At 67.8% G+C, this 26,359-nt stretch carries 12 protein-coding genes; 8 read left to right on the plus strand and 4 right to left on the minus strand.

Translation table 11 applies throughout. The annotated features are described in order from the left end of the window. Positions 1–11: 11 nt before the first annotated feature. The gene (locus CFB82_RS34750) at positions 12–470 is read right to left on the minus strand and encodes a (2Fe-2S)-binding protein (RefSeq protein WP_069249748.1); all 459 of its coding nucleotides are present in this window, start codon (positions 468–470) and stop codon (positions 12–14) included. 725 nt (positions 471–1,195) lie between these two features. On the opposite strand from CFB82_RS34750, the gene CFB82_RS34755 reads away from it, so the two are divergent. Next, positions 1,196–13,915 (plus strand): autotransporter-associated beta strand repeat-containing protein, encoded by a 12,720-nt coding sequence (locus CFB82_RS34755; protein ID WP_089486926.1) that lies wholly within the window; start codon positions 1,196–1,198, stop codon positions 13,913–13,915. A gap of 286 nt (positions 13,916–14,201) precedes the next feature. After that, positions 14,202–17,804, plus strand: coding sequence for a beta strand repeat-containing protein (locus tag CFB82_RS34760; RefSeq protein WP_089487031.1), 3,603 nt, complete (start codon positions 14,202–14,204; stop codon positions 17,802–17,804). A 649-nt stretch (positions 17,805–18,453) separates the two neighbouring features. Here CFB82_RS34760 and CFB82_RS42635 read toward each other — a convergent pair. Then, positions 18,454–18,969, minus strand: coding sequence for a hypothetical protein (locus tag CFB82_RS42635; protein WP_143751011.1), 516 nt, complete (start codon positions 18,967–18,969; stop codon positions 18,454–18,456). 136 nt (positions 18,970–19,105) lie between these two features. Between CFB82_RS42635 and CFB82_RS34765 the strand changes: the two genes are divergently transcribed. Then, positions 19,106–20,272, plus strand: coding sequence for a porin (locus CFB82_RS34765; RefSeq protein WP_069249746.1), 1,167 nt, complete (start codon positions 19,106–19,108; stop codon positions 20,270–20,272). Positions 20,273–20,513: 241 nt separating this feature from the next. On the opposite strand, the gene CFB82_RS34770 is transcribed toward CFB82_RS34765, so the two are convergent. Continuing rightward, the gene (locus CFB82_RS34770; protein WP_179255492.1) at positions 20,514–21,053 is read right to left on the minus strand and encodes a cytochrome b; all 540 of its coding nucleotides are present in this window, start codon (positions 21,051–21,053) and stop codon (positions 20,514–20,516) included. 237 nt (positions 21,054–21,290) lie between these two features. Continuing rightward, positions 21,291–22,211: a LysR family transcriptional regulator gene (locus tag CFB82_RS34775; RefSeq protein WP_089486928.1), complete on the minus strand. Its 921-nt coding sequence runs from the start codon at positions 22,209–22,211 to the stop codon at positions 21,291–21,293. Positions 22,212–22,315: 104 nt separating this feature from the next. Between CFB82_RS34775 and CFB82_RS34780 the strand changes: the two genes are divergently transcribed. The 5 genes from CFB82_RS34780 to aroE are packed head-to-tail and all read left to right on the plus strand — an operon-like array spanning position 22,316 to position 26,176. Beyond that, positions 22,316–23,266 carry a ketopantoate reductase family protein gene (locus CFB82_RS34780; RefSeq protein WP_089486929.1) on the plus strand — a complete coding sequence of 317 codons (951 nt, stop codon included), beginning with the start codon at positions 22,316–22,318 and terminating at the stop codon, positions 23,264–23,266. Beyond that, a complete protein-coding gene (locus CFB82_RS34785; protein WP_089486930.1) occupies positions 23,263–23,655 on the plus strand; it encodes a VOC family protein in 393 nt (130 codons plus the stop codon). The genes CFB82_RS34780 and CFB82_RS34785 overlap by 4 nt, the downstream gene beginning before the upstream one ends. A gap of 1 nt (position 23,656) precedes the next feature. Further along, positions 23,657–24,118 carry a MaoC family dehydratase gene (locus tag CFB82_RS34790; RefSeq protein WP_069249741.1) on the plus strand — a complete coding sequence of 154 codons (462 nt, stop codon included), beginning with the start codon at positions 23,657–23,659 and terminating at the stop codon, positions 24,116–24,118. Next, a complete protein-coding gene (locus tag CFB82_RS34795; protein WP_089486931.1) occupies positions 24,115–25,329 on the plus strand; it encodes a CaiB/BaiF CoA transferase family protein in 1,215 nt (404 codons plus the stop codon). The genes CFB82_RS34790 and CFB82_RS34795 overlap by 4 nt, the downstream gene beginning before the upstream one ends. Before the next feature lie 7 nt (positions 25,330–25,336). Continuing rightward, complete coding sequence (gene aroE / locus CFB82_RS34800; protein ID WP_089486932.1) at positions 25,337–26,176, plus strand: shikimate dehydrogenase; 840 nt, start codon at positions 25,337–25,339, stop codon at positions 26,174–26,176. The last annotated feature ends 183 nt before the right edge of the window (positions 26,177–26,359 follow it).

Genomic DNA, 26,359 nt, shown 5'->3' on the forward strand with positions numbered 1-26,359 from the left:
TCCCGGCGGTCTCAGGCAAGTGCGCTGGCCGCATCATGAATCGCGGCGCGGATGCGCTGGTAGGTGGCGCAACGGCACAGGTTGCCGGCCATCGCGCGATCGATGTCGGCATCGGTCGGCGCCTTGTTGCCGCGCAGCAGCCCTGCCGCGCTCATCATCTGGCCGCTCTGGCAATAGCCGCATTGCGCGACGTCGTGGCGGACCCAGGCGTCGAGGACGGCCTTGCCGATTGCATCGTCGGCGAGGTGTTCGGACGTCGTGATGCGCGCACTTCCCACCGACGACAGCGCGAGCGTGCAGCTAGGCACGGGCCGGCCGTCGACGTGCACGGTGCAGGCGCCGCAGTCGCCGGTGCCGCAGCCGAACTTGGTGCCGGTCAGGCCGAGGTTGTCGCGCAGCACCCAGAGCACCGGCGTCGACGGATCGGCGTCGATCTCCGCCGACCGGTTGTTGATGTTCAACGTCACCATCGTGAAGTTCTCCCTTGGACACCGCGTTATCGTTCGCGAGACAAAACCGCAATGCGACGGATGTAAACCAATTAAAGCAGATTCGAGAATAATTCAGCATCTCGAAAATCGGATTTTTTGCCTTTCTTAATGATTTTGGCTGGTTGGTTAAAATATAAAATTTACAACCGGTATACAAATGTGCGAATGTCTCAGAAAGAATGTTGAGTTTTGACAAAAACTTGCCGGCCCCATGGAAAACGTTTGCGAGTCGAGCCTATATTTGACTCGCGATCAATGCGGGGGGCGAATCGAACGATGGAGTCAGGTTAATCCATATATGAAACAACAGTTCCTGGATTGAATTCCGGGGGCGGATTCCGGCGTTTGTTTTCATGGCGCAAGGCTTGCCACGCGGGCACTTTGGGTGCGACTGCCGTTTGACCTGTATAGGGGTGCGCGTAATCAGCGTGGGTTCTCCGGCGGCATCTTTGATGTGCCTGAAGCAGCGGTTTCTAATAAGTGGAAGATTTACCGGGCAGGGGGATTAAAAGTAAAAAATGCTGATTAAATAATGCCAGTTGATTAATTCTCGCTAGTTGTCAATCCGGTCATCCGTTTTTGGTTTGATGATGGGGCGGCGTTTATCCAGAAAAATCGAATAACAGATTCCGGTATTTCCTTTCTGTATTCCTGATTGCGGGAAGGATTCGGGACGTCGATTCTCTTTATGGGAAGGTGTGATTATGCGTATGCGCATGGGCTCGAATAAAAAGCGCGCGGATGCACGTCCGAAATTCCTCGTTCCGACCGGCATGCTGGTCGCGCTGGTCGGCGCCGGGGTCATTCCCGCCGAAGCACTGGCCGCCTGCACCGGAACACCTGCCGTCACCTGTACCGGCGCGACCGCCAGCTACGCGAACGGCACGAACGGCCTCAACGTCACGGTCGCCCCGGGCGCGACCGTTTCCGTGCTGCCGTTGTTCGGCGGGACGGCGATGTCGCTGACGGGCAGCGGCGTCACGCTGACCAACAACGGGACGATCGACCCATCCCTGGCCGGCCTGAGCGCCGTTTCGAACGGCACGGTCGTCGGCAATGTCCTGTCCCCGAGCACGGTCAACGTCACGAACACGAGCACCGGCGTGATGATGGGTTCGACCAGCGGGTTGCTGGGCAACGGGCCCGCATTGACCGTTTACAACGGCATTGGCGGGACGACGAACATCACGAATGCCGGCACGATCGGCACGACCGGCATCCTCGGCTTCACCGCGGGCCCGACCGCACAGGTGGTCACCGCGCAGGGCGGCGCCCAGGTCAATTTCACCAACGCGAGCGGCGGCGCGATCAATGGCTCCGTGGTGCTTGCGCCGAGCGGACTGGCCGGCACCGGTAATACGTTCACCAACGCGGGAACCGTCACGGGGAACGTGTCGCTCGGCGCGGGCCTCGGCACGTCGAACACGTTCAATGCGTTGACGGGATCGTCGGTCGGGCTCGGCGTCGATGCGGGCGTGGGCGGCAACAACACGCTCAACCTGCAATTGAACCCGGCCGCCGGCGGCGCGACGAACGGCGCCATCGCGGTCGATACGTTCGGCAATTTCAACCACCTCGCCGTGCAGGGCGGCACGTGGGACATCACCGGCGCATCGACCGCGGCGAACGCGTCGCTGACCGGCGGCACCGCGATCGTCCACGGCGCCGGTGCGCTGGGCACCGGCACGATCGTCGCCGGCGGCGGCACGCTCGAGGCCGGCGCGGCCGGCGTGAACCTGCTCAACAACGTGACGCTGAACGGCAGCCTGACGGTGGACGGCGCGAACGGGCTCGCGTTGTCGGGCACGATCGCCGGCGGCGGCGCGCTGAACGCGCAAGGCACCGGCACGCTGGCATTGAACGGCACCAATTCGTTCACGGGCGGAACGAATCTGACGGGCGGCGGCGGGCTGCTCGTCGGCACGAGCGGGGCGCTCGGCGGCGGCGCGCTGAACGTGACGGGCGCGGGCGGCTCGCTCGGCACGAGCGTCGGCGGCACGGTGCTCGGCAACGCGGTCAATATCGATACCGGCGTGACGCTGGGCCTGAACGGCTCGGCCAACCTCGGCCTGGGCGGCACGATCGCAGGCAATGGCGGGATTGCGCAAACCGGCGCGGGCACGACGACGCTGCTTGGCTTGAACACGTTCTCGGGCGGCACGGCGCTGAGCGGCGGCGGGCTGATCGCCGGCAACGGCGCGGCGCTCGGCACGGGGGCGCTGCACGTGACCGGTGCGGGCGGCTCGCTGGCGACGAACGTGGGCGGCACGCTGCTCGGCAATGCGGTGAACCTCGATGCAGGCGCCACGCTGGGCCTGAACGGCGCGGCGGGCCTGAGCCTCGGCGGCACGATCGCCGGTAACGGCGGCCTCGCGCAAAGCGGTACGGGCACGACGACGCTGCTCGGCGCGAACACGTTCTCGGGCGGTACGGCGCTGAGCGGCGGCGGGTTGATCGCCGGCAACGGCGCGGCGCTGGGCACGGGCGCGCTGAACGTGTCCGGCGCGGGCGGCACGCTCGCGACGAACGTCGGCGGCACCGTGCTGGGCAATGCGGTGAACCTTGGCGCAGGCGCGACGCTCGGCCTGAACGGCGCGGCCGACCTGGGCCTCGGCGGGGTGATCGGCGGGAGCGGCCAACTGGCGCAAACCGGCACTGGCACGACGACGCTGCTCGGCGCGAACACGTTCTCGGGCGGCACGACGCTGGGCGGCGGTGGGCTCATCGCCGGCAACGGCGCGGCACTGGGCACGGGCGCGCTGAATGTGGTCGGCGCGGGCGGTTCGCTTGCGACGAACGCGAGCGGCACCGTGCTCGGCAATGCGGTCAACCTCGGCGCGGGCGCGACGCTCGGGCTGAACGGCTCGGCCGATCTCGGCCTGGGCGGCACGATCGCCGGCGCGGGCGGCCTGGCGCTCGGCGGCACCGGCGCGACGACGCTGTCCGGCGCGAACACGTTCACCGGCGGCGCGAACCTGACGGGCGGCGGCAGCCTGATCGTCGAAGGCAACTCGGCGCTCGGCATCGGGGGCGCGTTGAACGTGAGTGGCCTCGGCGGCTCGCTGAGCGCGGACCTGGCCGCCGGCGCGGCCCTCGCGAACACGATCAACCTGAACGGCGCGTCGCTGACGCTGAACGGCGCGCACGACCTCGGCCTGAACGGCGCGATCAACGGGTCCGGCGGACTCGTGCTGAGCGGCACCGGAACGACCACGCTGTCCGGTGCGAACACCTTCGGCGGCGGCACGACGCTGAGCGCCGGCACGCTGCTCGCCGGCAACAACGCGGCGCTCGGCACCGGTACGCTGAATGTCACGGGCGCGGGCGGCGCGCTCGGCGCGAGCGTGAACGGCACGGCATTGGGTAACGCGGTGAACCTCGGCGCGGGCGCGACGCTGGCGCTGAGTGGTGCGAACGATCTCGGCTTGAGCGGCGTGATCTCCGGCAACGGCGGGATCGCGCAAACCGGCAGCGGAACGACGACGCTGCTCGGTGCCAATACGTTCTCGGGCGGCACGACGCTGAGCGGCGGCGGGCTCCTCGCCGGCAATGCCGGCGCGCTGGGGACGGGCGCGCTGAACGTGACGGGTGCGGGCGGCTCGCTCGGCACGACGGTCGGCGGCACGGTGCTCGGCAATGCAATCCAGCTCGGTGCGGGCGCCGCACTGACGGTGGGCGGCGCGAACGACCTCGGGCTGGGTGGGATCATCTCGGGCACCGGCGGCCTCAATGTCAGCGGCCCGGGCACGACGACGCTGACCGCGGCCGAGACGTTCACCGGCGGCACCACGATCGGCAGCGGCACGCTGGCAATCGGCGCGGGCGGCAGCCTTGACGCGTCGAGCCCGGTCAACCTGACCGGCGCGGGCGCGCACTTCAGCGTGGCCGGTGCGACCACGCCGCAGTCGATCGGCACGCTGTCGGGCGTCGCGGGTTCGGCGATCGATCTCGGGGCGAACCACCTGACGCTGGCCGGCAGCGGCAGCGGCGTCTTCGCCGGCAACATCGGCGGGGCGGGCGGGCTGACGCTGTCGGGAACCGGCTCGCAGGCGCTGACGGGCAACAACACGTTCACGGGCGGCACGGCGCTGACCGGCGGCAGCCTGGTCGTCGGAAGCGCCACGGCGCTCGGCCTCGGCGCCCTCGACGTCAACGGCTCGGCGTCGCTCGGCGCGAGCGTGCCGGGCGTGACGCTCGGCAATGCTGTGAATCTCGGCACCGGCGTCACGCTGGGGCTGAACGGCGCGACCGACCTGGGCCTGGGCGGCACGATCGCGGGGAACGGCAGTCTTGCGCAAACCGGCACGGGCACGACGACGCTCACCGGCACGAACACGTTCTCGGGCGGCACGACGCTGAGCGCCGGCGGGCTCATCGCGGGCAACGGCGCGGCGCTGGGGACGGGTGCGCTGAACGTGACGGGCGCGGGCGGCACGCTGGCGACGAACGTCGCCGGCACCCTGCTCGGCAATGCAGTGGATCTCGGCGCGGGCGCGACGCTCGGCCTGAACGGCTCGGCCGATCTGAGCCTGGGCGGCGTGATCTCCGGCAACGGCGGGATCGCGCAAACCGGCAGCGGAACGACGACGCTGCTCGGTGCGAATACGTTCTCGGGCGGCACGACGCTGAGCGGCGGCGGGCTGATCGCCGGCAACGGCGCGGCACTCGGCACGGGGGCGCTGAACGTCGCGGGCGCGGGCGGCACGCTCGGCACGAGCGTCGGCGGCACCGTGCTCGGCAACGCGGTGAATCTCGGCACGGGCGCGACGCTGACCGTTGGCGGTCCAAACAATCTTGGGCTGGGCGGCGCGATCTCCGGCGGCGGCAACCTGTCGGTGAACGGCCCGGCGACGACGACGCTCACGGGGCTCGGCTCGTACACCGGCAGCACGACGATCGGCAATGGCAGCACGCTCGCGGTGGGCGCGGGCGGCAATCTGTCGGCGGCCAGTCTGTTCGACCTGGCCGGCGCGGGCGCGACGCTCGACCTGAGCGCGGCCACGTCGCCGCAGGCGACGGGTGGCCTGGCAGGGGCAGCGGGCTCGGCGGTGAACCTCGGCGGCAACACGTTGACGCTGGGCGGCGCGGGCAACAACACCTTCGGCGGCACGATCGGCGGCACGGGCGGGCTGGCGCTGTCCGGCACCGGCACCGAGACGCTGACGGGTGTCAATACGTACACGGGCGCGACGACGATCAACAGCGGCACGCTGGCGATCGGCGCGGGCGGCAGCCTGTCGGCAGGTGGCGCGGTGAATCTGGCCGGCGCGGGCGCGACGTTCGATCTCAGCGGCGCGACGTTGCCGCAGGCGGCGGGCGCGCTGTCGGGCGTGGCCGGTTCGACGGTGAACCTGGGCGGCAACGGGCTGACGCTCGGCGGCTCGGGCAATGCGACGTTCGGCGGCACGATCGCCGGCGCAGGCGGCAGCCTGACGCTGGGCGGTACGGGCGCGGAAACGCTGACGGGCAACAACACCTATTCAGGCGGTACGAACCTGACCGGCGGCGGCACGCTGATCGCGGGCAGCAACGCGGCGCTCGGCACCGGTGCGCTGAACCTCGCCGGTGCGGGCGGCTCGCTGGCGGCGAACGTCGCCGGCACCGTGCTCGGCAATGCGGTGAATCTCGGTGCAGGCGCGACGCTGGGCCTGAACGGTGCGGCCGACCTGAGCCTCGGCGGGCTGATCTCGGGCGGCGGCAGTCTCGCGCAGACCGGCGGCGGGACGACGACGCTCACGGGCGCCAACACCTATACGGGCGGCACGACGCTGAGCGGTGGCGATTTGTCCCTGGGCAGCAGCACGGCGCTCGGTACGGGCACGGTCCACGTGACCGGCACCGGCGGCGCGCTCAACGCGAGCACGGCCAACATCCTGCTCGCTAACGGCTTCGACCTGGGCGGAGGTTCGACACTGAACCTCGGCGGCCTCAACGACTTCGGCCTGAACGGCATCATTTCCGGCGCGGGCGGCGTGGTGCAGTCAGGCACGGGCACGACCACGCTCGGCGGCTCGAACACCTACGGCGGCGGCACGACGCTGAACAGCGGCGGGCTGAGCGTGGGCAGCAATACGGCGCTCGGCACCGGCGCGCTGAACGTGAACGGCAACGGCACGCTGAACGCCAGCGTGAGCGGCACGACGCTCGGCAATGCGGTGAATCTCGGCGCGGGCGCGACGCTCGGGCTGAACGGCGCGAACGATCTCGGCCTGAGCGGCACGATTGCCGGCAACGGCAGCCTCGCGCAAACCGGCTCGGGCACGACGACGCTGACCGGCACGAACACGTACGGCGGCGGCACCACGTTGAGTGGCGGCGGGCTCATTGCCGGCAACGGCAGCGCACTGGGTACCGGCGCGCTGAACGTCTCGGGTGCGGGTGGCTCGCTCGGCACGAACGTTGCGGGCACGACGCTGGGCAACACGGTGAATCTCGGCGCGGGTTCGACGCTGACGGTTGGCGGTGCCAACGATCTTGGCCTCGGCGGCGCGATTTCCGGCAGCGGCGGCCTGTCGGTGAGCGGCCCGTCGACGACGACGCTGACGGGTTCGAACACGTACACGGGCAATACGACGATCGGCGGCGGCAGCACGCTGGCAGTGGGTGCGGGCGGCAGCCTGTCCGCGGGCAGCGCGCTCAACCTCTCCGGCTCGGGCGCGACGCTGGACCTGAGCGCGGCGACTTCGCCGCAGACGAGCGGGATGCTGTCGGGCGTCTCCGGCACGAACGTCAATCTCGGCGGCAATACGTTGACGCTCGCCGGTTCCGGCAACGGCAACTATGCCGGCACGATCGGCGGTACCGGCGGGCTGACGATGTCCGGTTCGGGCACCGAAACGCTGACGGGCGGCAACACCTATACGGGTGCGACGACAATCAACAGCGGCACGCTGGTAATCGGTGCGGGCGGCAGCCTGTCGGCGAGCAGCCCGGTCAATCTGGCCGGTGCGGGCGCGACGTTCGACGTGAGCGGTGCCACGACGCCGCAGACGACCGGCACGCTGTCGGGCGTGGCCGGTTCGACGGTGAACCTGGGCGGCAACAACCTGACGCTGGGCGGCACGGGCAACGGCACCTACGGCGGCACGATCGCCGGTGCGGGCGGGAGCCTGACGCTGTCGGGCAGCGGCACCGAAACGCTGACGGGCAACAACACGTATTCGGGCGGCACGAACCTGACCGGCGGCGGCACGTTGCTCGCGGGCAGCAGCGCGGCGCTCGGCACGGGCGCATTGAACACGAGCGGCGCGGGCGGCACGCTCGGCACCAGCGTGGCCGGCACGACGATCACCAACGCGGTCAATCTCGGTTCGGGGTCGACGCTGACGGTCGGCGGTGCGAACAATCTGGGCCTCGGCGGCACGATCTCGGGCAGCGGCAACCTGTCGGTGACCGGCCCGTCGACGACGACGCTCACCGGCGCGAGCTCGTATACGGGCAACACGACGATCGGCAACGGCAGCACGCTCGCGGTGGGCGCGGGCGGCAGCCTGTCGTCGGGCAGTGCGGTCAACCTGTCGGGCACGGGTGCGACGCTCGACGTCAGCGCGGCCACGACGCCGCAGACGACGGGCACGCTGTCGGGCGTATCGGGCTCGACGGTGAACCTCGGCGGCAATACGCTGACGCTCGGCGGGTCGGGTAACGGCACGTTCGGCGGAACGGTCGGCGGCACGGGCGGCCTGACGCTGTCGGGTACCGGCACGGAAACGTTGACGGGCACCAACACATACACCGGCGCGACGACGATCAACAGCGGCACGCTCGCGATCGGCGCGGGCGGCAGCCTGTCGGCGAGCAGCCCGGTCAATCTGGCCGGTGCGGGCGCGACGTTCGACGTGAGCGGCGCCACGACGCCGCAGACGACCGGCACGCTGTCGGGCGTGGCCGGTTCGACGGTGAACCTGGGCGGCAACAACCTGACGCTGGGCGGCACGGGCAACGGCACCTACGGCGGCACGATCGCCGGTGCGGGCGGGAGCCTGACGCTGTCGGGCAGCGGCACCGAAACGCTGACGGGCAACAACACGTATTCGGGCGGCACGAACCTGACCGGCGGCGGCACGTTGCTCGCGGGCAGCAGCGCGGCGCTCGGCACGGGCGCATTGAACACGAGCGGCGCGGGCGGCACGCTGGGCACCAGCGTGGCCGGCACGACGATCACCAACGCGGTCAATCTCGGCACGGGTTCGACACTGACGGTCGGCGGTGCGAACAACCTGGGCCTCGGCGGCGCGATCAGCGGTAGCGGCAACCTCGTGGTGAATGGTCCGTCGACGACGACGCTGTCGGGCGCGAACACCTACACCGGCAGCACGACGATCGGCGGTGGCAGCACGTTGGCGGTCGGCGCGGGCGGCAACCTGTCGTCGGGCAGCGCGATCGACCTGTCGGGTACCGGCGCGACGCTCGACCTGAGCGCGGCCACGTCGCCGCAGACGAGCGGCGCGCTGTCCGGCGGCACGGGCACGAACGTGAATCTCGGCGGCAATACGCTCACGCTGGGCGGATCGGGCAGCGGCACGTACGGCGGCGTGATCGGCGGGTCGGGCGGGTTGACGCTGTCGGGCACCGGCACCGAAACGCTGACGGGCACCAATACGTACACCGGCGCGACGACGATCAACAGCGGCACGCTCGCGATCAGCGGCAACGGTAGCCTGTCGTCGAGCAGCCCGGTCAGCCTGACGGCGTCCGGCGCGACGCTCGACCTGAGCGGCGCGTCGTCGCCGCAATCGACGGGCGCGATCTCGGGCGTGGCCGGCTCGACGGTGAACCTCGGGAACAACAACCTGACGCTCGGCGGCGCGGGCAGCGGCACCTACGCGGGCAACATCGCCGGCACGGGCGGCGTGACGATGAACGGCACCGGCACCGAAACGCTGACCGGCGCGAACTCGTACACGGGGGCGACGACGATCAACAGCGGCACGCTGGCGATCGGCGCGGGCGGCAGCCTGTCGGGGACGACGCCGGTGAGCCTGACGGGTGCGGGCGCAACCTTCGACCTGAGCGGCGCGACCACGCCGCAGACAACGGGCACGCTGTCGGGCGTCGCGGGTTCGACGGTGAACCTGGGCGGCAACAACCTGACGCTGGGCGGCTCGGGAAGCGGCACGTACGACGGCACGATCGCCGGTGCAGGCGGCAGCCTGACGCTGGGCGGGACGGGCACCGAGACGCTCAACGGGACGAACACGTACACGGGCGGCACGAGCCTGACCGGTGGCGGCACGCTGATAGCGGGTAATGGTTCGGCACTCGGCACGGGCGCGCTGAACACGAGCGGCGCGGGCGGCACGCTCGGCACCAGCGTGGCCGGCATGACGCTCGGCAACGCGGTGAACCTCGGTGCGGGGTCGACGCTGACGGTTGGTGGTGCGAACAATCTGGGCCTCGGCGGTGCGATCTCGGGCAGCGGCAACCTGGCCGTGAACGGCCCGTCGACGACGACGCTCACCGGTACGAGTACCTACACGGGCAACACGACGATCGGCAACGGCAGCACGCTGGCGGTCGGCGCGGGCGGCAGCCTGTCGGGCGGCAGCGCGGTCAATCTGGCGGGTGCAGGCGCGACGCTCGATTTGAGCGCGGCCACGACGCCGCAGTCGACGGGCGCGTTGGCGGGCGTAACGGGTTCGACGGTGAACCTCGGCGGCAACGCGCTGACGCTCGGCGGTTCCGGTAGCGGCACGTACGGCGGCACGATCGCCGGTGCGGGCGGCAGCCTGACGCTGGCGGGCACGGGCACCGAAACGCTGACCGGCGCGAATACGTACACCGGTGGCACGAACCTGACCGGCGGCGGCACGCTGCTCGCGGGCAATGGGTCGGCGCTCGGCACGGGGGCGCTGAACACGAGCGGCGCAGGCGGCACGCTCGGCACGAACACGGCCGGCACGACGCTGAGCAACGCGATCAACCTGGGTTCGGGCTCAACGCTGACGGTCGGCGGCGCGAACAACCTGGGCCTCGGCGGCACGATCTCGGGCAGCGGCAATCTGGCGGTGAACGGTCCGTCGACGACGACGCTCTCCGGTTCGAGCACGTACACCGGCAACACGACGATCGGCAACGGCAGCACGCTGGCGGTCGGTGCGGGCGGCAACCTGTCGTCAGGCAGCGCGGTCGATCTGGCCGGCAGCGGTGCGACGCTCGACCTGAGCGCCGCGACGACACCGCAGGCGACGGGCGCGTTGTCCGGCGTATCGGGCTCGACGGTGAGCCTCGGTGGCAACACGCTGACGCTTGGCGGTGCGGGCAGCGGCACGTTCGGCGGGACGGTCGGCGGCGCGGGCGGGTTGACGATGGCCGGCACGGGGACTGAAACGCTGACCGGCGCGAACACGTACACCGGCGCGACGACGATCAACAGCGGCACGCTGGCAATCGGTGCGGGCGGCAGCCTCTCCGGCAGCAGTCCGCTGAACCTGGCCGGTGCGGGCGCAACCTTCGACGTCAGCGGCGCGACGACGCCGCAAACGACGACCGGGCTGTCGGGCGTGGCCGGTTCGACGGTGAACCTCGGCGGCAACAACCTGACGCTCGGCGGTTCGGGCAGCGGCACGTACGGCGGCACGATCGCCGGCACGGGCGGCAGCCTGACGCTGGGCGGCACGGGCACCGAGACGCTGACCGGTTCGAACACGTATTCGGGCGGCACGAACCTGACCGGTGGCGGTACGCTGGTCGCGGGCAGCAACACGGCGCTCGGCACCGGCGCGCTGAACACCGGCGGCGCAGGCGGCACGCTGGCCGCCGGCACGCCGGGCACGACGCTGGCCAATGCGGTGAACCTCGGGACGGGTTCCACGCTGACTGTGAGCGGCCCGAACAGCCTCGGCCTGACCGGCGCGATTTCCGGCAACGGCAATCTGTCGGTCACCGGCCCGGCGACGACGACGCTGTCGGGTGCCAACACCTATACCGGCGGCACCAGCGTCACGGGCGGCGGCACACTGGTCGCCGGCACGCCGACGGCACTCGGCAGCGGCACGCTGAGCGTCGGCGGCAACGGCGGCACGCTTGCCACCAGCGTGGCCGGCACGACGCTCGGCAACGCGGTGAACCTCGGCACGGGTTCGACGCTCACGGTCGGCGGCGCGAACAACCTCGGCCTGAGCGGCCCGATCTCCGGCGCCGGCAACCTGACGGTGAACGGCCCGTCGACCACGACGCTCACCGGCGCGAACACGTACGCCGGCAACACGACGATCGGCAGCGGCAGCACGCTCGCGGTCGGCGGCGCCGGCAGCCTGTCGGCCGGCAGTGCGGTGACGCTCGCCGGTACCGGCGCGACGCTCGATGTCGGCGGGGCGACGGCGCCGCAGACGGCCAGCGCGTTGTCGGGTGCGGCGGGTTCGACGGTGAACCTCGGCGGCAACACGCTGACCGTGGCCGGCCCGACGGGCGGTTCGTTCGGCGGCACGATCGCGGGCACCGGCGGCTTCGCGGTGCAGGGCGGCGGCACGCAGACGCTGACCGGCGCCAACACGTATACGGGCAACACGACGATCGGCAGCGGCAGCACGCTGGCGCTCACCGGCGCAGGCAGCCTCGCGCCGACCAGCCCGATGATCCTCGCGGGCAGCGGCGCGACGCTGAACCTGGCGGGCTCGGCCGCGCCGCAGTCGATCGGCACGCTGTCGGGCACGACGGGCTCGAACGTGAACCTCGGCAATACGCCGCTGACGGTCAACACCGCGGGCACCAGCACCTTCGCCGGCACGCTGTCGGGCACCGGGCCGCTGACGCTGGCCGGCACGGGCGCGCAGCTGCTGAGCGGCACCAACACGCTGTCCGGGCCGACGACCGTGGCCGGCGGCACGCTCGCCGTCACCGGTTCGCTGGCCAACTCGCCGGTGACTGTCGGCAACGGTGCGACCGTCACCGGGACCGGCACGATCGGCGGCCTCGTCGTGTCGGGCGGCGGCACCGCTTCGGTGCTTCAGCTCGGGCAGCCGCTGAAGGTGGCGGGCAATGCGACGTTCCAGCCGGGCTCGACGCTGCAGGTCGGCGCGACGCCGCAACAAAGCGGCGGCCTCGACGTGACCGGCTCGGCCGCGCTCAACGGCGGGACGGTGCAGGTCGTCGCGGCGACCGGGCAATACCAGCCGGGCAAGCTGTACACGATCGTGAACGCCGGCGCGGGCGTGCAGGGGCAATTCAGCGCGGTGAACTCGACGTATGCGTTCCTCACGCCGACGCTCACGTACAACCCGGCGCAGGTGCTGATGTCGCTGACACCGAACGGCACGCCGTTCGCGTCGGTTGCGACGACGCCCGACGGGCAAGCGGTGGCGGGCGCGGTCGGCACGCTCGGCGCCGGCAATCCGTTGTTCGATACCGTGCTGACGTCGGATGCCCCGACCGCGAACCGCGCGTTCGCGCAGCTTGCCGGCGATCTGCATCCGAGCACGAGAAGCGTGCTGCTGTCCGACAGCCGCTACGTGCGCGACGCGGTGCTCGATCGCGCGCGTCTCGGCTCGCAGCCCGGTGGCGCGTTGTGCGGCTGCGAGGCGCCGGTGTCGGCGGACGATCACGCGGCGTCGCTCGACCGGCGCCTGGCGTCGGAGAACGGCTGTACGCCGGCCAAATCGTTCAAGCCGGCGGTGTGGGGCCGGCTGTACGGCTCGCATAGCCGGTTCGACGGCGACGGCGTCGCGTCGGTCGATCGCAACCTGTACGGCTTCGTCGTCGGTACGGATGCGGAGGTCAGCAGCCACTGGCGCGTCGGTATCGCGGGCGGCGCATCGCGCACCCTGCTCAATGCCGACCAGAACCAGTCGGCGAAGGTGAACGGCGAGACGATCGCGTTGTACGCCAGCGGTCGATACGACGCGTGGAACGTGCGTGGCGGCCTGGCGCAGTCGTGGTACCGCGTGCACAGCGAGCGCAATCCGTCGTTCGGTGGCTTCTCCGACCACGACACCGCCAGCTACGACGCGAACGCGACGCAGGTGTTCACCGAGATCGGGTACTCGACGGCCATCCGCAACGTCGCACTCGAACCGTTCGTCGGACTCGCGTATGCGAGCCTGCATACCGACGGCTTCAAGGAGAACGGTGGCGCGGCTGCACTGCAGGGCGATTCCAGCACGACCGGCCTCGGTTTCTCGACGCTCGGCGTGCGGGCCTCGACCGATGTCGCGGTCACGACGAAGGGCAAGGTCACCGCGTTCGGGACCGTCGGCTGGCGGCATGCGTTCGGCAATACGCAGCCGGGTTCGACGCTGGCGTTCGCGAGCGGCGGTTCACCGTTCAGCGTGGTCGGCGTGCCGGTCGCGCGAGATGCCGCGGTGCTCGAGGTCGGTGTCGATGCGGCCGTCACGAAGAACCTGTCGCTGGGGTTGTCGTATAGCGGCCAGATCGGCGGAAGCTTCAGCGACCACGCGTTGTACGGCAATCTGCTGTGGAAGTTTTAAGGGGGGCGGCCGCTCGCGATGTCGTTGTCGTGAGCGGCCGATGGTTGATCGATGGTTCTATGGTTGGCTGTTCGATTCGCATGGCAGAAGTTTCGTAATGCAAATCAATCGGCGTGAAACGTATGGCGCGATGTTTGACATCCCGCCGCACCGGCCTGTCTAAACCCGTTTCAACACGTGTCGTATCGGGCGATCCGCAAACGATTCGCGCCACTTTCGTGGCGGCGGGATCCAGGCGTCGTCGTTCGAGCTGTTCCGCGGTTGTCCAACCGAAATGAGGGTCCTCATGAAAACGAAAATGAACGTGAAATTGACAGGTATCGCCTTGTCGGTCGCGGCTTTGTTCAGCGTGGCCGCCAGCGCGTCCAAGGCGGTGGTCGTGACGTCCGTGCCGGGAAGCCTGGGTAATGCCGATGGCGTGATCATCGGAGGCGGATCGCCGGCGCCCGGGGGGCTCGTCGGCACCGTGGCGGGATGGGGGAACGCGATCGTCTCGGTTGGCAGTCCGACGAATGCCGGCGGTATCGCGATCGGGACGGCAGGGTCGGGGGCGGGGAGTGTGGCCATCGGTCTCGGTAACGGATTGCTCGAGCCGGTCGCGGGCGTGGCCGGCTCCGTGACGGGGGCACTCGGCGGGATTGGTGGAGGCGGTGGCGGTGGCGCCACAGGCGGCATCGGGGGTGTGCTCGGTGGGGTCACTGGTGCGCTGGGTGGCGTGGGTGGCAGTGGTGGATCGGCTGGGGGGCTCGGCGGTGTGGTTGGGACGGTGACGGGAGCCTTGGGAGGCATCGGTGGGACTGGTGGCGCAACGGGTGGCCTGGGCGGTGTCGTTGGCACGGTAGCCAACGCGGCAACTGGTGCGGTTGGCACGGTCACTGGTGCACTGGGTGGCGTGGGTGGCAGTGGTGGTTCGACTGGTGGTCTCGGCGGTGTGGTCGGTACGGTGACGGGAGCCTTGGGCGGCATCGGTGGGACTGGTGGCGCAACGGGTGGCCTGGGCGGTGTCGTTGGCACGGTAGGCAACACGGCAACCGGCGCGATCGGTACCGTAACGGGAGCTTTGGGTGGCGTGGGCGGCAGCGATCCGACTGGTGGCCTCGGTGGCGTGGTTGGTACGGTGACCGGCGCGTTGGGCGGTATTGGCGGGACTGGTGGCGCAACGGGTGGCCTGGGCGGTGTCGTTGGCACGGTAGCCAACGCGGCAACTGGTGCGGTTGGCACGGTCACTGGTGCACTGGGTGGCAGTGGTGGTTCGACTGGTGGTCTCGGCGGTGTGGTCGGTACGGTGACCGGCGCGTTGGGCGGTATTGGCGGGACTGGTGGCGCAACGGGTGGCCTGGGCGGTGTCGTTGGCACGGTAGCCAATACGGCGACCGGTGCAATCGGTACGTTGACGGGTGCACTGGGTGGTGTTGGCGGCAGCGGTGGATCGACTGGTGGTCTTGGCGGTGTTGTCGGTACGGTGACTGGCGCGTTGGGCGGCATTGGCGGAACTGGTGGTGCGACGGGTGGCTTGGGCGGTGTCGTTGGCACGGTAGCCAATACGGCGACCGGTGCAATCGGTACCGTAACGGGAGCCTTGGGTGGCGTGGGCGGCAGTGGCGATCCGATCGGGGGCCTCGGTGGCGTGGTCGGTACGGTGACCGGCGCCTTGGGCGGCATCGGCGGGACCGGTGGTGCGACGGGTGGCCTGGGCGGCGTCGTCGGCACAGTAGCCAACGCGGCAACCGGTGCGGTTGGCACGGTTACTGGCGCGCTGGGTGGCGTGGGTGGCAGTGGTGGTTCGACTGGTGGGCTTGGCGGTGTGGTTGGCACGGTGACCGGCGCGTTGGGTGGCATCGGTGGGACTGGTGGCGCAACGGGTGGCTTGGGCGGCGTCGTTGGCACGGTAGCTAACACGGCAACCGGTGCAGTCGGCACGTTGACGGGCGCCTTGGGCGGCATCGGCGGGAGTGGCGGCGCGACGGGTGGTCTGGGTGGTGTCGTTGGCACAGTAGCCAACACGGCAACCGGCGCGATCGGTACCGTAACGGGAGCCTTGGGTGGCGTGGGTGGAAGCGGTGGTTCGACTGGTGGGCTTGGCGGTGTGGTCGGCACGGTGACCGGCGCGTTGGGTGGCATCGGCGGGACTGGTGGTGCAACCGGTGGCTTGGGCGGCGTCGTTGGCACCGTAGCCAACGCGGCAACCGGTGCGGTTGGTACGGTCACTGGCGCGCTGGGAGGTGTGGGTGGCAGCGGCGGCTCGACCGGTGGCCTCGGCGGTGTGGTCGGTACGGTGACGGGCGCGTTGGGTGGTATTGGCGGGACTGGTGGTGCGACGGGTGGCCTGGGCGGTGTCGTTGGCACGGTAGCCAACGCGGCAACTGGTGCGGTTGGCACGGTCACTGGCGCGCTGGGCGGTGTTGGCGGCAGCGGCGGCTCGACCGGTGGCCTCGGCGGTGTGGTCGGTACGGTGACCGGCGCGTTGAGCGGCATCGGCGGCAGCGGTGGCGCGACGGGTGGCCTGGGCGGCGTCGTTGGCACGGTAGTCAACACGGCAACCGGTGCAGTCGGCACGTTGACGGGTGGCCTGGGCGTCGTCGTCGGCACGGTAGCCAATACGGCAACCGGCGCAGTCGGCACGTTGACGAGTGCGCTGGGTGGCGTCGGCGGGATTGGTGGCGCGACGGGCGGCTTGGGCGGTGTCGTTGACACGGTAGCCAATACGGCGACCGGCGCGATCGGTACCGTAACGGGCACCTTGGGTGGCATTGGCGGCAGCGGTGGTGCGACGGGTGGCCTGGGCGATGTCGTTGGCACGGTAGCTAACACGGCAACCGGTGCAGTCGGCACGTTGACGGGTGCACTCGGTGGCATCGGCGGGGCTGGTGGTGCGACGGGTGGCCTGGGCGGCGTCGTCGGCACGGTAGCGAACACGGCAACCGGTGCAGTCGGCACGTTGACCGGCGCACTGGGTGGCATCGGCGGGGCTGGTGGCGCGACGGGTGGTCTGGGCGGTGTCGTTGACACGGTAGCCAATACGGCGACCGGCGCGATCGGTACCGTCACGGGCACCTTGGGTGGCATCGGTGGGACCGGTGGCGCAACGGGCGGCCTGGGCGGCGTCGTCGGCACGGTAGCCAACACGGCAACCGGTGCAGTCGGCACGTTGACCGGCGCATTGGGTGGTGTTGGCGGCAGCGGTGGTGCGATCGGCGGCCTGGGTGGTGTCGTGGGCACGGTGGCCAACACCGGCACGGGAGTCGTCAACGCCGTCACCGGTATCGCGGGCAATGGCGGCGCGCTGATTACGCCGATCACCAGCATCGTCGGCACCCTCGGCGGATCGCTGCCGATCGGTGCCGCCAACGGTGCAATCGGTGCGGCGTCCGGCGCGGTAACCGGAATCGCCGGCAGCGGCACGGCGGCGATCACGCCGATCGCATCGGCCGTCACGTCGCTGATCGGGCCTGCAACGAGCGGCGTCGGCGGCATCATCGGTTCCGGAACCGGCGTCATCAATGGCGCAAGCGGTGCAGCCGGATCCCTCGCGACGGTGACGACCGGCCTCGCAGGCACGCTGGCGAACACCGTAACCGGTACGACCGGCGCGATCGCGGGCACGTTGCCGGCACTGAGTGTCGCACTCAACGGCGGCACGGCAGCCGGTGCAGTCGGAGGTGCGACCAATGCAGTCGGCACACTTGTCTCCGGCGGCGCGACGATCGTCAACACGGCGGTGCATTCTGTCGGTTCGGCAGTCGGCTCGGTGGCCGGCGTCGTCCCGGCACTGGCTGTCTCGCTGAACGGCAATTCCGCGCAAGGGGGAGGTGCCGTGACAGGGGGCGGTCTGCTGGCACCGGTGACGGCGCTCGTCAGTTCGCTCACCGTGCCGGTGGTCAAGAAGTAGGCGACGTCGCATCCGCGGCCGCCGCATTGATTGGGCGGCCGCTACGTTTCATGTTCGACACGATCGACGGTCGCGGGATGGCGGTCTCATCACTTGCGACGCGCCATCTCCATCCCCCCGTTTTGAGCAACCTGTCGAGGGCGTCATCCGCGATGCAATTGACGGGACGTGGGTTCGTCCGGGAATGGCGCGTGAACCCCGACCCTTGCACGTGGCGATCCGGGCAATGACATTGCGTCGACGTCGAATATCGGACGTTCCGGATTAGACGGGGGGCGCGCCAGCGTCACGTATTCCTCGTTGCATTGGGCAATCCTGTCCCGAATCCGAATCACCGCAATGCATTCAGTGAGACATTCGCTCAAGTCCCCGATACGAACCGTTTCGCCGAGGCCGCTTCGAGCGTTGCGTCCGCACCAGCGTCCGGCGTCGAAGAGGCGCATCCCCGCGATGCCAACCTGAATGGCGATGTCCCGCGGCCATTTCATGAGCGACGCGACATCAGGGTGGAGATCGTCTGCATCTCCCGCCCAGGCACACCCGTTCCGTCCCAAGTTTTTGTCCGACGGCACGACGTTTTCCAACACTTCGTCCTGATGCCAATTCCTATCAGGGAAATCCCGGTAGTCCGCACGGGTATCAAACGCGATTAACTTATATCAAACAAATTTTGACGACGATTTATGTTCCTGATATGGTTTTTCGCACCTGCAAAGCGCGTCCCGGTTGCGTTGGCGCTCGGCGAAAAGTTCGCGTGCTTCGCCAGCGGCTGAACCGGACGCTCGATCAGCCTGCCACGGCGGTCGGTATTTCCATACCGCTTGTTGTCGCGGGTGGAGCGTGGCCCGGTTTCGTCATCGCCGACCTCGCTCGTGGGGATGGCGTGAGTGTGGAACGTGACGATGCAGTGCTTCTTCGAATTGCCATCGAAGAATCGTTCGGTTCCGCGCGGTGATCCGCTCGAGTTTGTCGGCATCGCGGATTCGGCCCATCCGTTCGTCCGGATGGCGAATTCGATAGCAGCTGGAGCGACAACGGAAGCAAGGAAGCGGCTTTCGTCCAGGCGGGGCGTCGCGGTGGTTCCAATCGAGGGAATGCCGGATAGGTCGAGATGCGAGGCGCCTTCCTGCATGAAATTTTTAGGATGACGAAATGATCGAGACAAATATGCCGATCCGGCGAATATGAAGCCGGCTGTTGCAACCTGAGACGACGCGCAGGTCGTGTGCCGTCATCTGCGTTCGAATACAACAAAACCCGTTTCAAACAATCCCGCAACCACTCCTGACAGTGAAATACAGATGAAGAACAAGAAAATCAAGGTCAGCGTTATCGCTGTTGCCGCCTTCGCAGCATCGTCGGCAGCAATGGCACAGTCGTCGATCACCCTGTACGGCATGCTCGATGCAGGTATCGGCTACACGTCGAACATCAATGGCCACAAGCGGTTCGGCCTCGATGGTGGTGCCGCAGGTTCGAACAAGTGGGGCCTCAGGGGGACGGAAGATCTCGGTGGCGGCCTCAAGGCGATCTTCAAGATCGAAAACGGCTTCAACATTGGTACGGGCGGCATAGGCGGCCAGGGACCCATCGGTTCCACGCGTTCGTTGTTCAACCGCCAGGCATACGTATCCCTCGCTTCCGATCAGTACGGTACCGTGCGTCTGGGGCGCCAGCTCGACGCCGTGACGGAAATGGTTCAGGTCCTGACGGGCGACGCCATTTCGGCGTCGACATTCTCGACTCCGGGCGACGTGGACAACAACGACAACACGACGAACCAGAACAGCGCCGTGAAGTACATTTCGCCGCTCATCCATGGCTTCCAGGCTGAAGGCGCGTACTCGTTCGGCGGTGTGGCCGGCTCGATGGGGTCGGGCCAATCGTGGTCGGTGGCGGCGAACTACGCTCAGGGCGGTCTGACGGTCGCCGGTGGCTATTTCCACGCGGCAAACCAGGGTGAGAACGGGTGGACGAACGCAACGGCGCAACCGAGTTTCGGCGGTGCGCTGGGCTATCCGAGTTCGGGTTACAACGGCGGCAATGCCTTCAAGAGCGCAGGCATCGCGCAAGTCGCAACGCAATATCAGATCGGTCCGTACACGGCAGGCTTGCGCTACTCGAACGCGCAGTACCAGGGCAATGCCGGCCAGCCGTCGATCCACTTCAACGTGCTGGGTGCCCTCCTGCAGTACCAGGTCACGCCGGCGCTGTCGCTGGCGACCGGGTACACGTATGTCTACGGCTCCGCGGCCACGCCCGCGCTGGCTGCCGAAGGCCGCACGATGGCGTCGATCAACCAGGTGTCGCTGGGTGCGACGTACTCGCTGTCGAAGAGCACCGCGCTGTACGCGATGGGCGGGTACGTTCATGCCAAGGGCGCTCAGGCTTCCGTTGCCGACTTTGGCAACACCGCATCGGGCGGCAACCAGGTTCAAGTCAACATCGGCATGTACCACGGCTTCTGATCGCCGGCGTGGAAGTCCGGAGTAGTGGCTGCACTACTCCGGCAAAGCAGCATTCTTCTGGTAGCGCACCACCTCGAGCGGGTGTCGTGAGCTGAAAATTCCCCTCATCGATCGTTCGTTCTGCAGACAGTGACGAAGTTGCTGCATGGCGAGGCGATCATCCCGCATCCGCATCCGCCGCTGCCGCGGTATCCGATGTTCGGGCGGCCGCTTCTGGCGAACGTCGACCGCCAGGTCGCGCTCAGATTCCCATCCGCTCCGCGACACCGTCCCGATCGACGAACTTGTGTTTCAGCCCGGCCGCGACGTGCATGACCAGCAGCAAGCCCAGCGTCAGCACCAGCGCGCGATGCAGCGAATCGGTCAGGAGTCGCAGCGGTTCGTCGCGGCCGACCAGCACCGGCAATTCCGTGATCCCGAAGAAACTGACCGGATGGGCGCCAGCAAGGCGATGCACGTAGCCGGTCAGCGGCACGAGACACAGCAGCAGGTACAGCACGCCGTGCAGTGCGCCTGCGATCCGCGCCTGCCACGCCGGAACACTGGCCGGCAGCGGCGGCGGGGTATGCGTCGCACGCCACGCGAGGCGTGGCACGGTCAGCATGAAGATCAGGCTGCCGATCGACGCGTGATAGAACAGGATGCCGTTGAACTGAGTCGAGTTGTGCGGAAAGGTATTCATGTAGATCCCGATCATCAGGTTCGACAGGATCAGGATGGCGATCGACCAGTGCATGGCGATCGCGAAGCGTGTGTAGGCGACGTGGTTGGGGTGTGACATGGCGGTCTCTCCGTTTCGGTTGGGCGTCGTGCACCGGCTCGTTCGGCGTGGTGAGCGGCCTGACGCCCCGATATACCGGAGCGGGCATGGTTTTATTCCCGCGGGACTCGCGAAGTGTGAGGTGCGGCTTGTTCCGGCGCGGCCCGGCGGTGACCGACCTGAGCGGACGATGAGCGACCGGGTGCCGTTGTCCGCTCGCGACAGATCAGCAGACATCGATGCCGAAACGGTAACTCGTCAGCCTGTAACGTTCGCGCCGGAAATGCCGAACAGCCGGGCGACGACCGAACGCAGCCAGCGATTGCCTGCCTCCTGATGGTAGCGCGCATGCCAGTGTTGCCGAACGGCGAAACCCTCGACGGGAATGGGGCAGGGATGTACCGAAAGATCGTTGGCCTGAGCCAGCGTCTCGCCGATATGGCGCGGCAAGGTCGTGATCAGATCGGTGGTCTGTACGATTGCGCCGAGCCCCAGAAAACCGGGCAATTCAAGCACCACCTGCCGTTCAATGCGCTCGCGCACGAGCGCCTGCTCGAGCAGCGCCGTGCCCGTTCCCCCCGTGATCGCCACATGGCCTTCGGTGCGATACGCCTTGACGCCGAGCCGCGTGTGAATACGCGGATGATGGCGATTCGCCAGGCACACCCAATCCTGCTCGTATAGCTGTTGCTGATAGATCCCGCCGCTCAGCCACGGCACGTATCCGATCGCAAGATCGGCCTCGCCTGATTCGAGCGCCCGTTCCGTATTGCCGTCGATCCGCGCGGCGTCCAGGCGCACGCCAGGCGCTTGCGCGCGCACGTAGGCGAGCAGGCGCGGCAGCAGCGTCACGTGACTCGCATCGGTCATGCAGATGCGAAATCGTCTTTGCGCGGTCGCCGGATCGAAGGCGATTTCCCAGGCCGAGAAGCGCCGCAACGATTCGAGAATCTCCCGACACGGGCCGATCAGCGCATCGGCTTGCGGTGTGGGCGCCATGCCGCCGGGCGTCCGGATAAAGAGCGGATCGTGCAAATGCTCGCGCAACCGCGCGAGCCAGATGCTGATGGTCGGCTGGCTCTGGCCGAGTTGTTCGGCCACGCGCGTGACGCTGCGCGTGTCGTAGAGCAGGTCGAACAATTGCAGCAGCTTGAGGTCGGGCAGATCGGTCGGAATCATCGCAGGTCAACGATATTGCGTGAGGCAATGATGCCATTGTATCCATTGTATTGCGACATGATGCGGCGGCTCCTATCGTGACGTCATACGTTAAGGAGACGCTCTTGAAAATTGCCATTCTGGGTGCCGGCGCGCTGGGCTGCGCGATTGGCGCGACGCTCACCGAAGGCGGCCACGAGACCTGGCTGATCGACCGCTCGCCCGATCATGTCAATGCGATGCGCGCCCACGGCCTGCGCGTCGATGACGCAAGCGGCACTCGCCAGGTGCAAGTCCGCGCGACTACCCGGCCGGACGAGGCAGGGGTGGCCGAGGTCGTGATCGTGCTCGTCAAATCGTTCCACACCGATGCGGCGATTCGCGGCGCGCAAGCGCTGGTGGGACCTGAAACACGGGTACTGTCACTGCAAAACGGCCTCGGTCACGAAGACATTCTGGCCGACGTGGTGGGCCGCGAGCGCGTGCTCGCGGGCAAGACCTATGTAGGTGGCGTACTGCGCGGCATGGGGCATATCGAGTCGGGCGTCGTGGGCAAGCACACTATCATCGGCGAGCTGGACGGACGCGTGACTGATCGCGTTCGACGTATTGCCGATGCATTCAGCCACGCGGGCCTCAACACGCAGGTCAGCGACAACATCGTCGGCACCATGTGGGACAAGCTGCTCGTGAATGTCGCGACGGGCGCGCTGACCGGCATCACGTCGCTGACTTACGGCCAGCTTTATGACGAGCCGCTGCTCAAGGCCACTTCGCTGGCGGCCGTCGCGGAAGCGATCGCGGCCGCGAAGGCGGCAGGCGTCACACTGTCGATGAACGATCCGGAACAGGCGTGGTCGCTTGCCGCCGAAGGTTTGCCCGCTGCGTTCAAAACGTCGATGCTGCAAAGTCTCGAACGAGGTTCCATGACCGAAATCGACTTCATCAACGGCTCGGTCGTGCGTTGGGGCGCACGCCATGGTGTGCCGACGCCCGTCAACGCCACGCTCGTTGCATGCATCAAGGGCATCGAGCGTGCGATGGCCGATCGCCAGAAAGCGGAGGCGCAAGCGTGACTAAATCGAAAGCCTATCTCGAACACGTCGCCGTCTTCGTGCGCGACATCCACTGGCACATCCGTTTTTTCGAGGAGGTGTTCGGCATGACGATGCGCGAGGTCGACGGCACGACCGAAGCGCCGCGCCAGTACTGGACGCTCGGCGGCATGCAGTTCATCCACCAGCCGGATTTTTCGGGTCCCGAAGGAAGGCTTGCCCATCTCGGCATCATGTGCGAGGACGTCGAAGCCTCGCTCGCCGCCGCCCGCCGCTACGACGTGCAGCCCATGCCGCAAGGTGCGAACTGGCTGCGTTTGCCCGATGGTCTTGCCATCGAATTCATTCAGGCGAAACCCGCGCGCTGCGTGGGGCAGGCGCTCGCCATCAATCCGCGCGCGGAGGCATGACATGACCATCGTCGAAAAATACTGGGACGACGCACGCGAAGGCGACGAATGCGTGAGCCCGAGCTACACCGTCACGAAGGAGCGCATTCTCGCGTACGCCGATCTCACCGGCGATCACACGCCGGTGCACGTCGATGAAGCGTATGCGAACGCGAGCCACTTTGGCTGCCTCGTTGCGCATGGATTGTTTGGTCTTTCGATTGCCGATGGCCTGAAGACCCGGAGCGATTATCGCTTTCTGCCGGGCATGTCGCTGGGCTGGAGCTGGGACTTCGTTCTGCCGATCAAGGTCGGTGACGTGCTGCATGTGAAGTTTCGCATCGGCGCAATGCGCCCGAGCAAGAGCCGTCCTGACTGGGGCATCGTGACGCTTCCGTCGGAACTCGTCAATCAGCACGGCGAAGTCGTGCAGCGAGGCGAGCATCGTCTGATGGTGCCGCGCCGCCCGGGAGCCGAACGATGAAACAGGCGCGTCCACTCGAAGGGATTCGTGTCGTCGACTACAGCCACTTTCTCGCGGGTCCGTACGTGGGGCGCTGCCTCGCGGCGTTGGGTGCGGAAGTGATCAAGGTCGAGCGACCCGGCAGCGGCGACGCGGGACGCCAGCATGCGACCGTGCTCGACGATCGCTCGAGCGGCTATTTTCTGCAGCTCAATATGGGCAAGCGCGGCGTCAGCGTGAACATGAAGGACCCGCGCGGAAAGGCCTTCATGGAACGGCTCTGCGATTCGGCGGACGTATTCGTGGAGAATTATCGTCCCGGCGCGCTCGACAAACTTGGTCTGGGCTACGAAGCGCTTTCCGCGCGCAATCCGGGCCTGGTCTACTGCTCCATTTCCGCGTATGGCCACACGGGGCCGGACGCCCATCGCGCGGGTTTCGGACTGATCGCCGAGGCCAAGAGCGGCATCATGCAGATGGTCGGCACGCCGGGCGAGCGCCCACCGCTGCTGCGTATTTCGCTCGGGGATATGTACACGGGCATTCACGCGGTCGCCGCCATCAATGCGGCACTGCTCGGCCGCGTGAAAAGCGGACGAGGGCAGCACATCGACATGGCGCTTTACGACACGCTCGTCTCGATGCACGAATATGCGGTCCAGTGCTACACGCTTGCAGATGTGCTGCCCGAACAGACCGGGCACGACATGCCCGGATCGACGCTTTATGGTGTGTTTCGCGCGACCGATGGCGATCTGGTGATCGCCGCGCAGGTGGACGATGCCTGGAAGCGCTTCGCCTCGCTGATCGAGGCGAGCGGCGGCCCCCGCGGCTTCGGCGCCGACGAGCGGTTTCACAATAGCGTGGGTCGCAATGCGCATCGGCTGGAGATTCTCGGCGTGGTCGAGCCGTGGGTCGCGGCGCGCACGGTGACGCAGATTCTCGATCTGCTCGACGGCATCGATGTGCCTTGCGCGAAGGTGCAACGTATCGACGAAGTGATCGCCGATCCGCAAATTCAGGCACGCGGCATGATCGTCGAACAGGAGCATCCGCGTTACGGCACGCTGCGCCTGCCGAATCTACCGTTCCGGTTTTCCGAGTGCGATACAACGATCCGCGAGGTTGCTCCGGATCTGGGGCAGCACAATACCGAAGTCGCGCAATCGCTGGGTTTCACGCCCGCCGAAATCGATGCGATGCAAACCGATGGCGTGCTGTTCGACAAGTGAGGCGACGATGAGCGATACCTATGCGGTGATCGGCAATCCGATCGGCCATACGAAATCCCCGCTGATTCATCGGCTTTTCGCCGAAGCGACGCAGCAGGCGATGCACTACACGGCCATCGAGGGGCCGTGCGAACCGGATGACGCGTTCGCGGTAACGGTGCGGGAATTCATCGCGGCCGGCGGCAAGGGCATGAACATCACGGCACCGTTCAAGCTTGCGGCATTCGACATGGCCGATGAGCGCAGCGAGCGCGCGACGCTCGCAGGCGCGGCGAACGCGTTCAAGTTCGAGGGCGGTCGGATTCTCGCAGACAACTTCGACGGCATCGGTCTGCTGCGTGATATCGAGGTGAATCTTCACACGCCGTTCGCCGGCAAGCGTGTATTGCTGCTCGGTGCCGGCGGCGCGGCCCGCGGCGCGTTGCTTCCCTTCCTGGGCGCGCGCCCCGCGGAACTGGTGATCGCGAATCGTCACGTCGAGAAAGCGCGAGCGCTGGCATTGCAATTGGCTTCGCATGGCCCGATAAAGGCGTGCGCTTACGGGGACCTCGATCGCATGGGGCGCTTCGATCTGGTGGTCAACGCGACGTCCGCGAGTCTGACCGGCGATTTGCCGCCCGTGCCGCCCGGCGTGTTCAGCCCGCATGGCACAGCCTATGAACTGGCCTATGGCAAGCACCTCACACCGTTCTTGCGACTGGCGCGCAATGCGGGGGTCGCCGGTGTAGCCGATGGTGTCGGCATGCTGGTGGAGCAGGCGGCGGAAGCCTTTGCGTGGTGGCGCGGCGTGCGCCCCGAGACGCAAGCGGTGATCGACCTGCTTACCGTTCCGCTGGATCGAGTGTGAACGGGAGCGAGCGATACGGGACGTCGATACATCCGCTGCGCGCTTTCATCCATTCGATGTGTCGACGGGTTGAATCCACGGCCGATTTCAGGCATGCGGAACGCTATGATGCTGTTTCCGACGAAACGAATCAGCGTCAATGGTGATCGCTAGACGACGGTGAATATTCCCCGTCACTCGACG

It is taken from the genome of Burkholderia sp. HI2714 (assembly GCF_002223085.1).
Taxonomy (GTDB): Bacteria; Pseudomonadota; Gammaproteobacteria; order Burkholderiales; family Burkholderiaceae; genus Burkholderia; species Burkholderia lata_D.

Bases quoted from the DNA above. Each gene is read 5' to 3' on its own strand.
- CFB82_RS34750 (WP_069249748.1), bottom strand. From the start codon at position 470: ATGGTGACGTTGAACATCAACAACCGGTCGGCGGAGATCGACGCCGAT.
- CFB82_RS34755 (WP_089486926.1), top strand. From the start codon at position 1,196: ATGCGTATGCGCATGGGCTCGAATAAAAAGCGCGCGGATGCACGTCCG.
- CFB82_RS34760 (WP_089487031.1), top strand. From the start codon at position 14,202: ATGAAAACGAAAATGAACGTGAAATTGACAGGTATCGCCTTGTCGGTC.
- CFB82_RS34765 (WP_069249746.1), top strand. From the start codon at position 19,106: ATGAAGAACAAGAAAATCAAGGTCAGCGTTATCGCTGTTGCCGCCTTC.
- CFB82_RS34770 (WP_179255492.1), bottom strand. From the start codon at position 21,053: ATGTCACACCCCAACCACGTCGCCTACACACGCTTCGCGATCGCCATG.
- CFB82_RS34775 (WP_089486928.1), bottom strand. From the start codon at position 22,211: ATGATTCCGACCGATCTGCCCGACCTCAAGCTGCTGCAATTGTTCGAC.
- CFB82_RS34790 (WP_069249741.1), top strand. From the start codon at position 23,657: ATGACCATCGTCGAAAAATACTGGGACGACGCACGCGAAGGCGACGAA.
- CFB82_RS34795 (WP_089486931.1), top strand. From the start codon at position 24,115: ATGAAACAGGCGCGTCCACTCGAAGGGATTCGTGTCGTCGACTACAGC.
- aroE (WP_089486932.1), top strand. From the start codon at position 25,337: ATGAGCGATACCTATGCGGTGATCGGCAATCCGATCGGCCATACGAAA.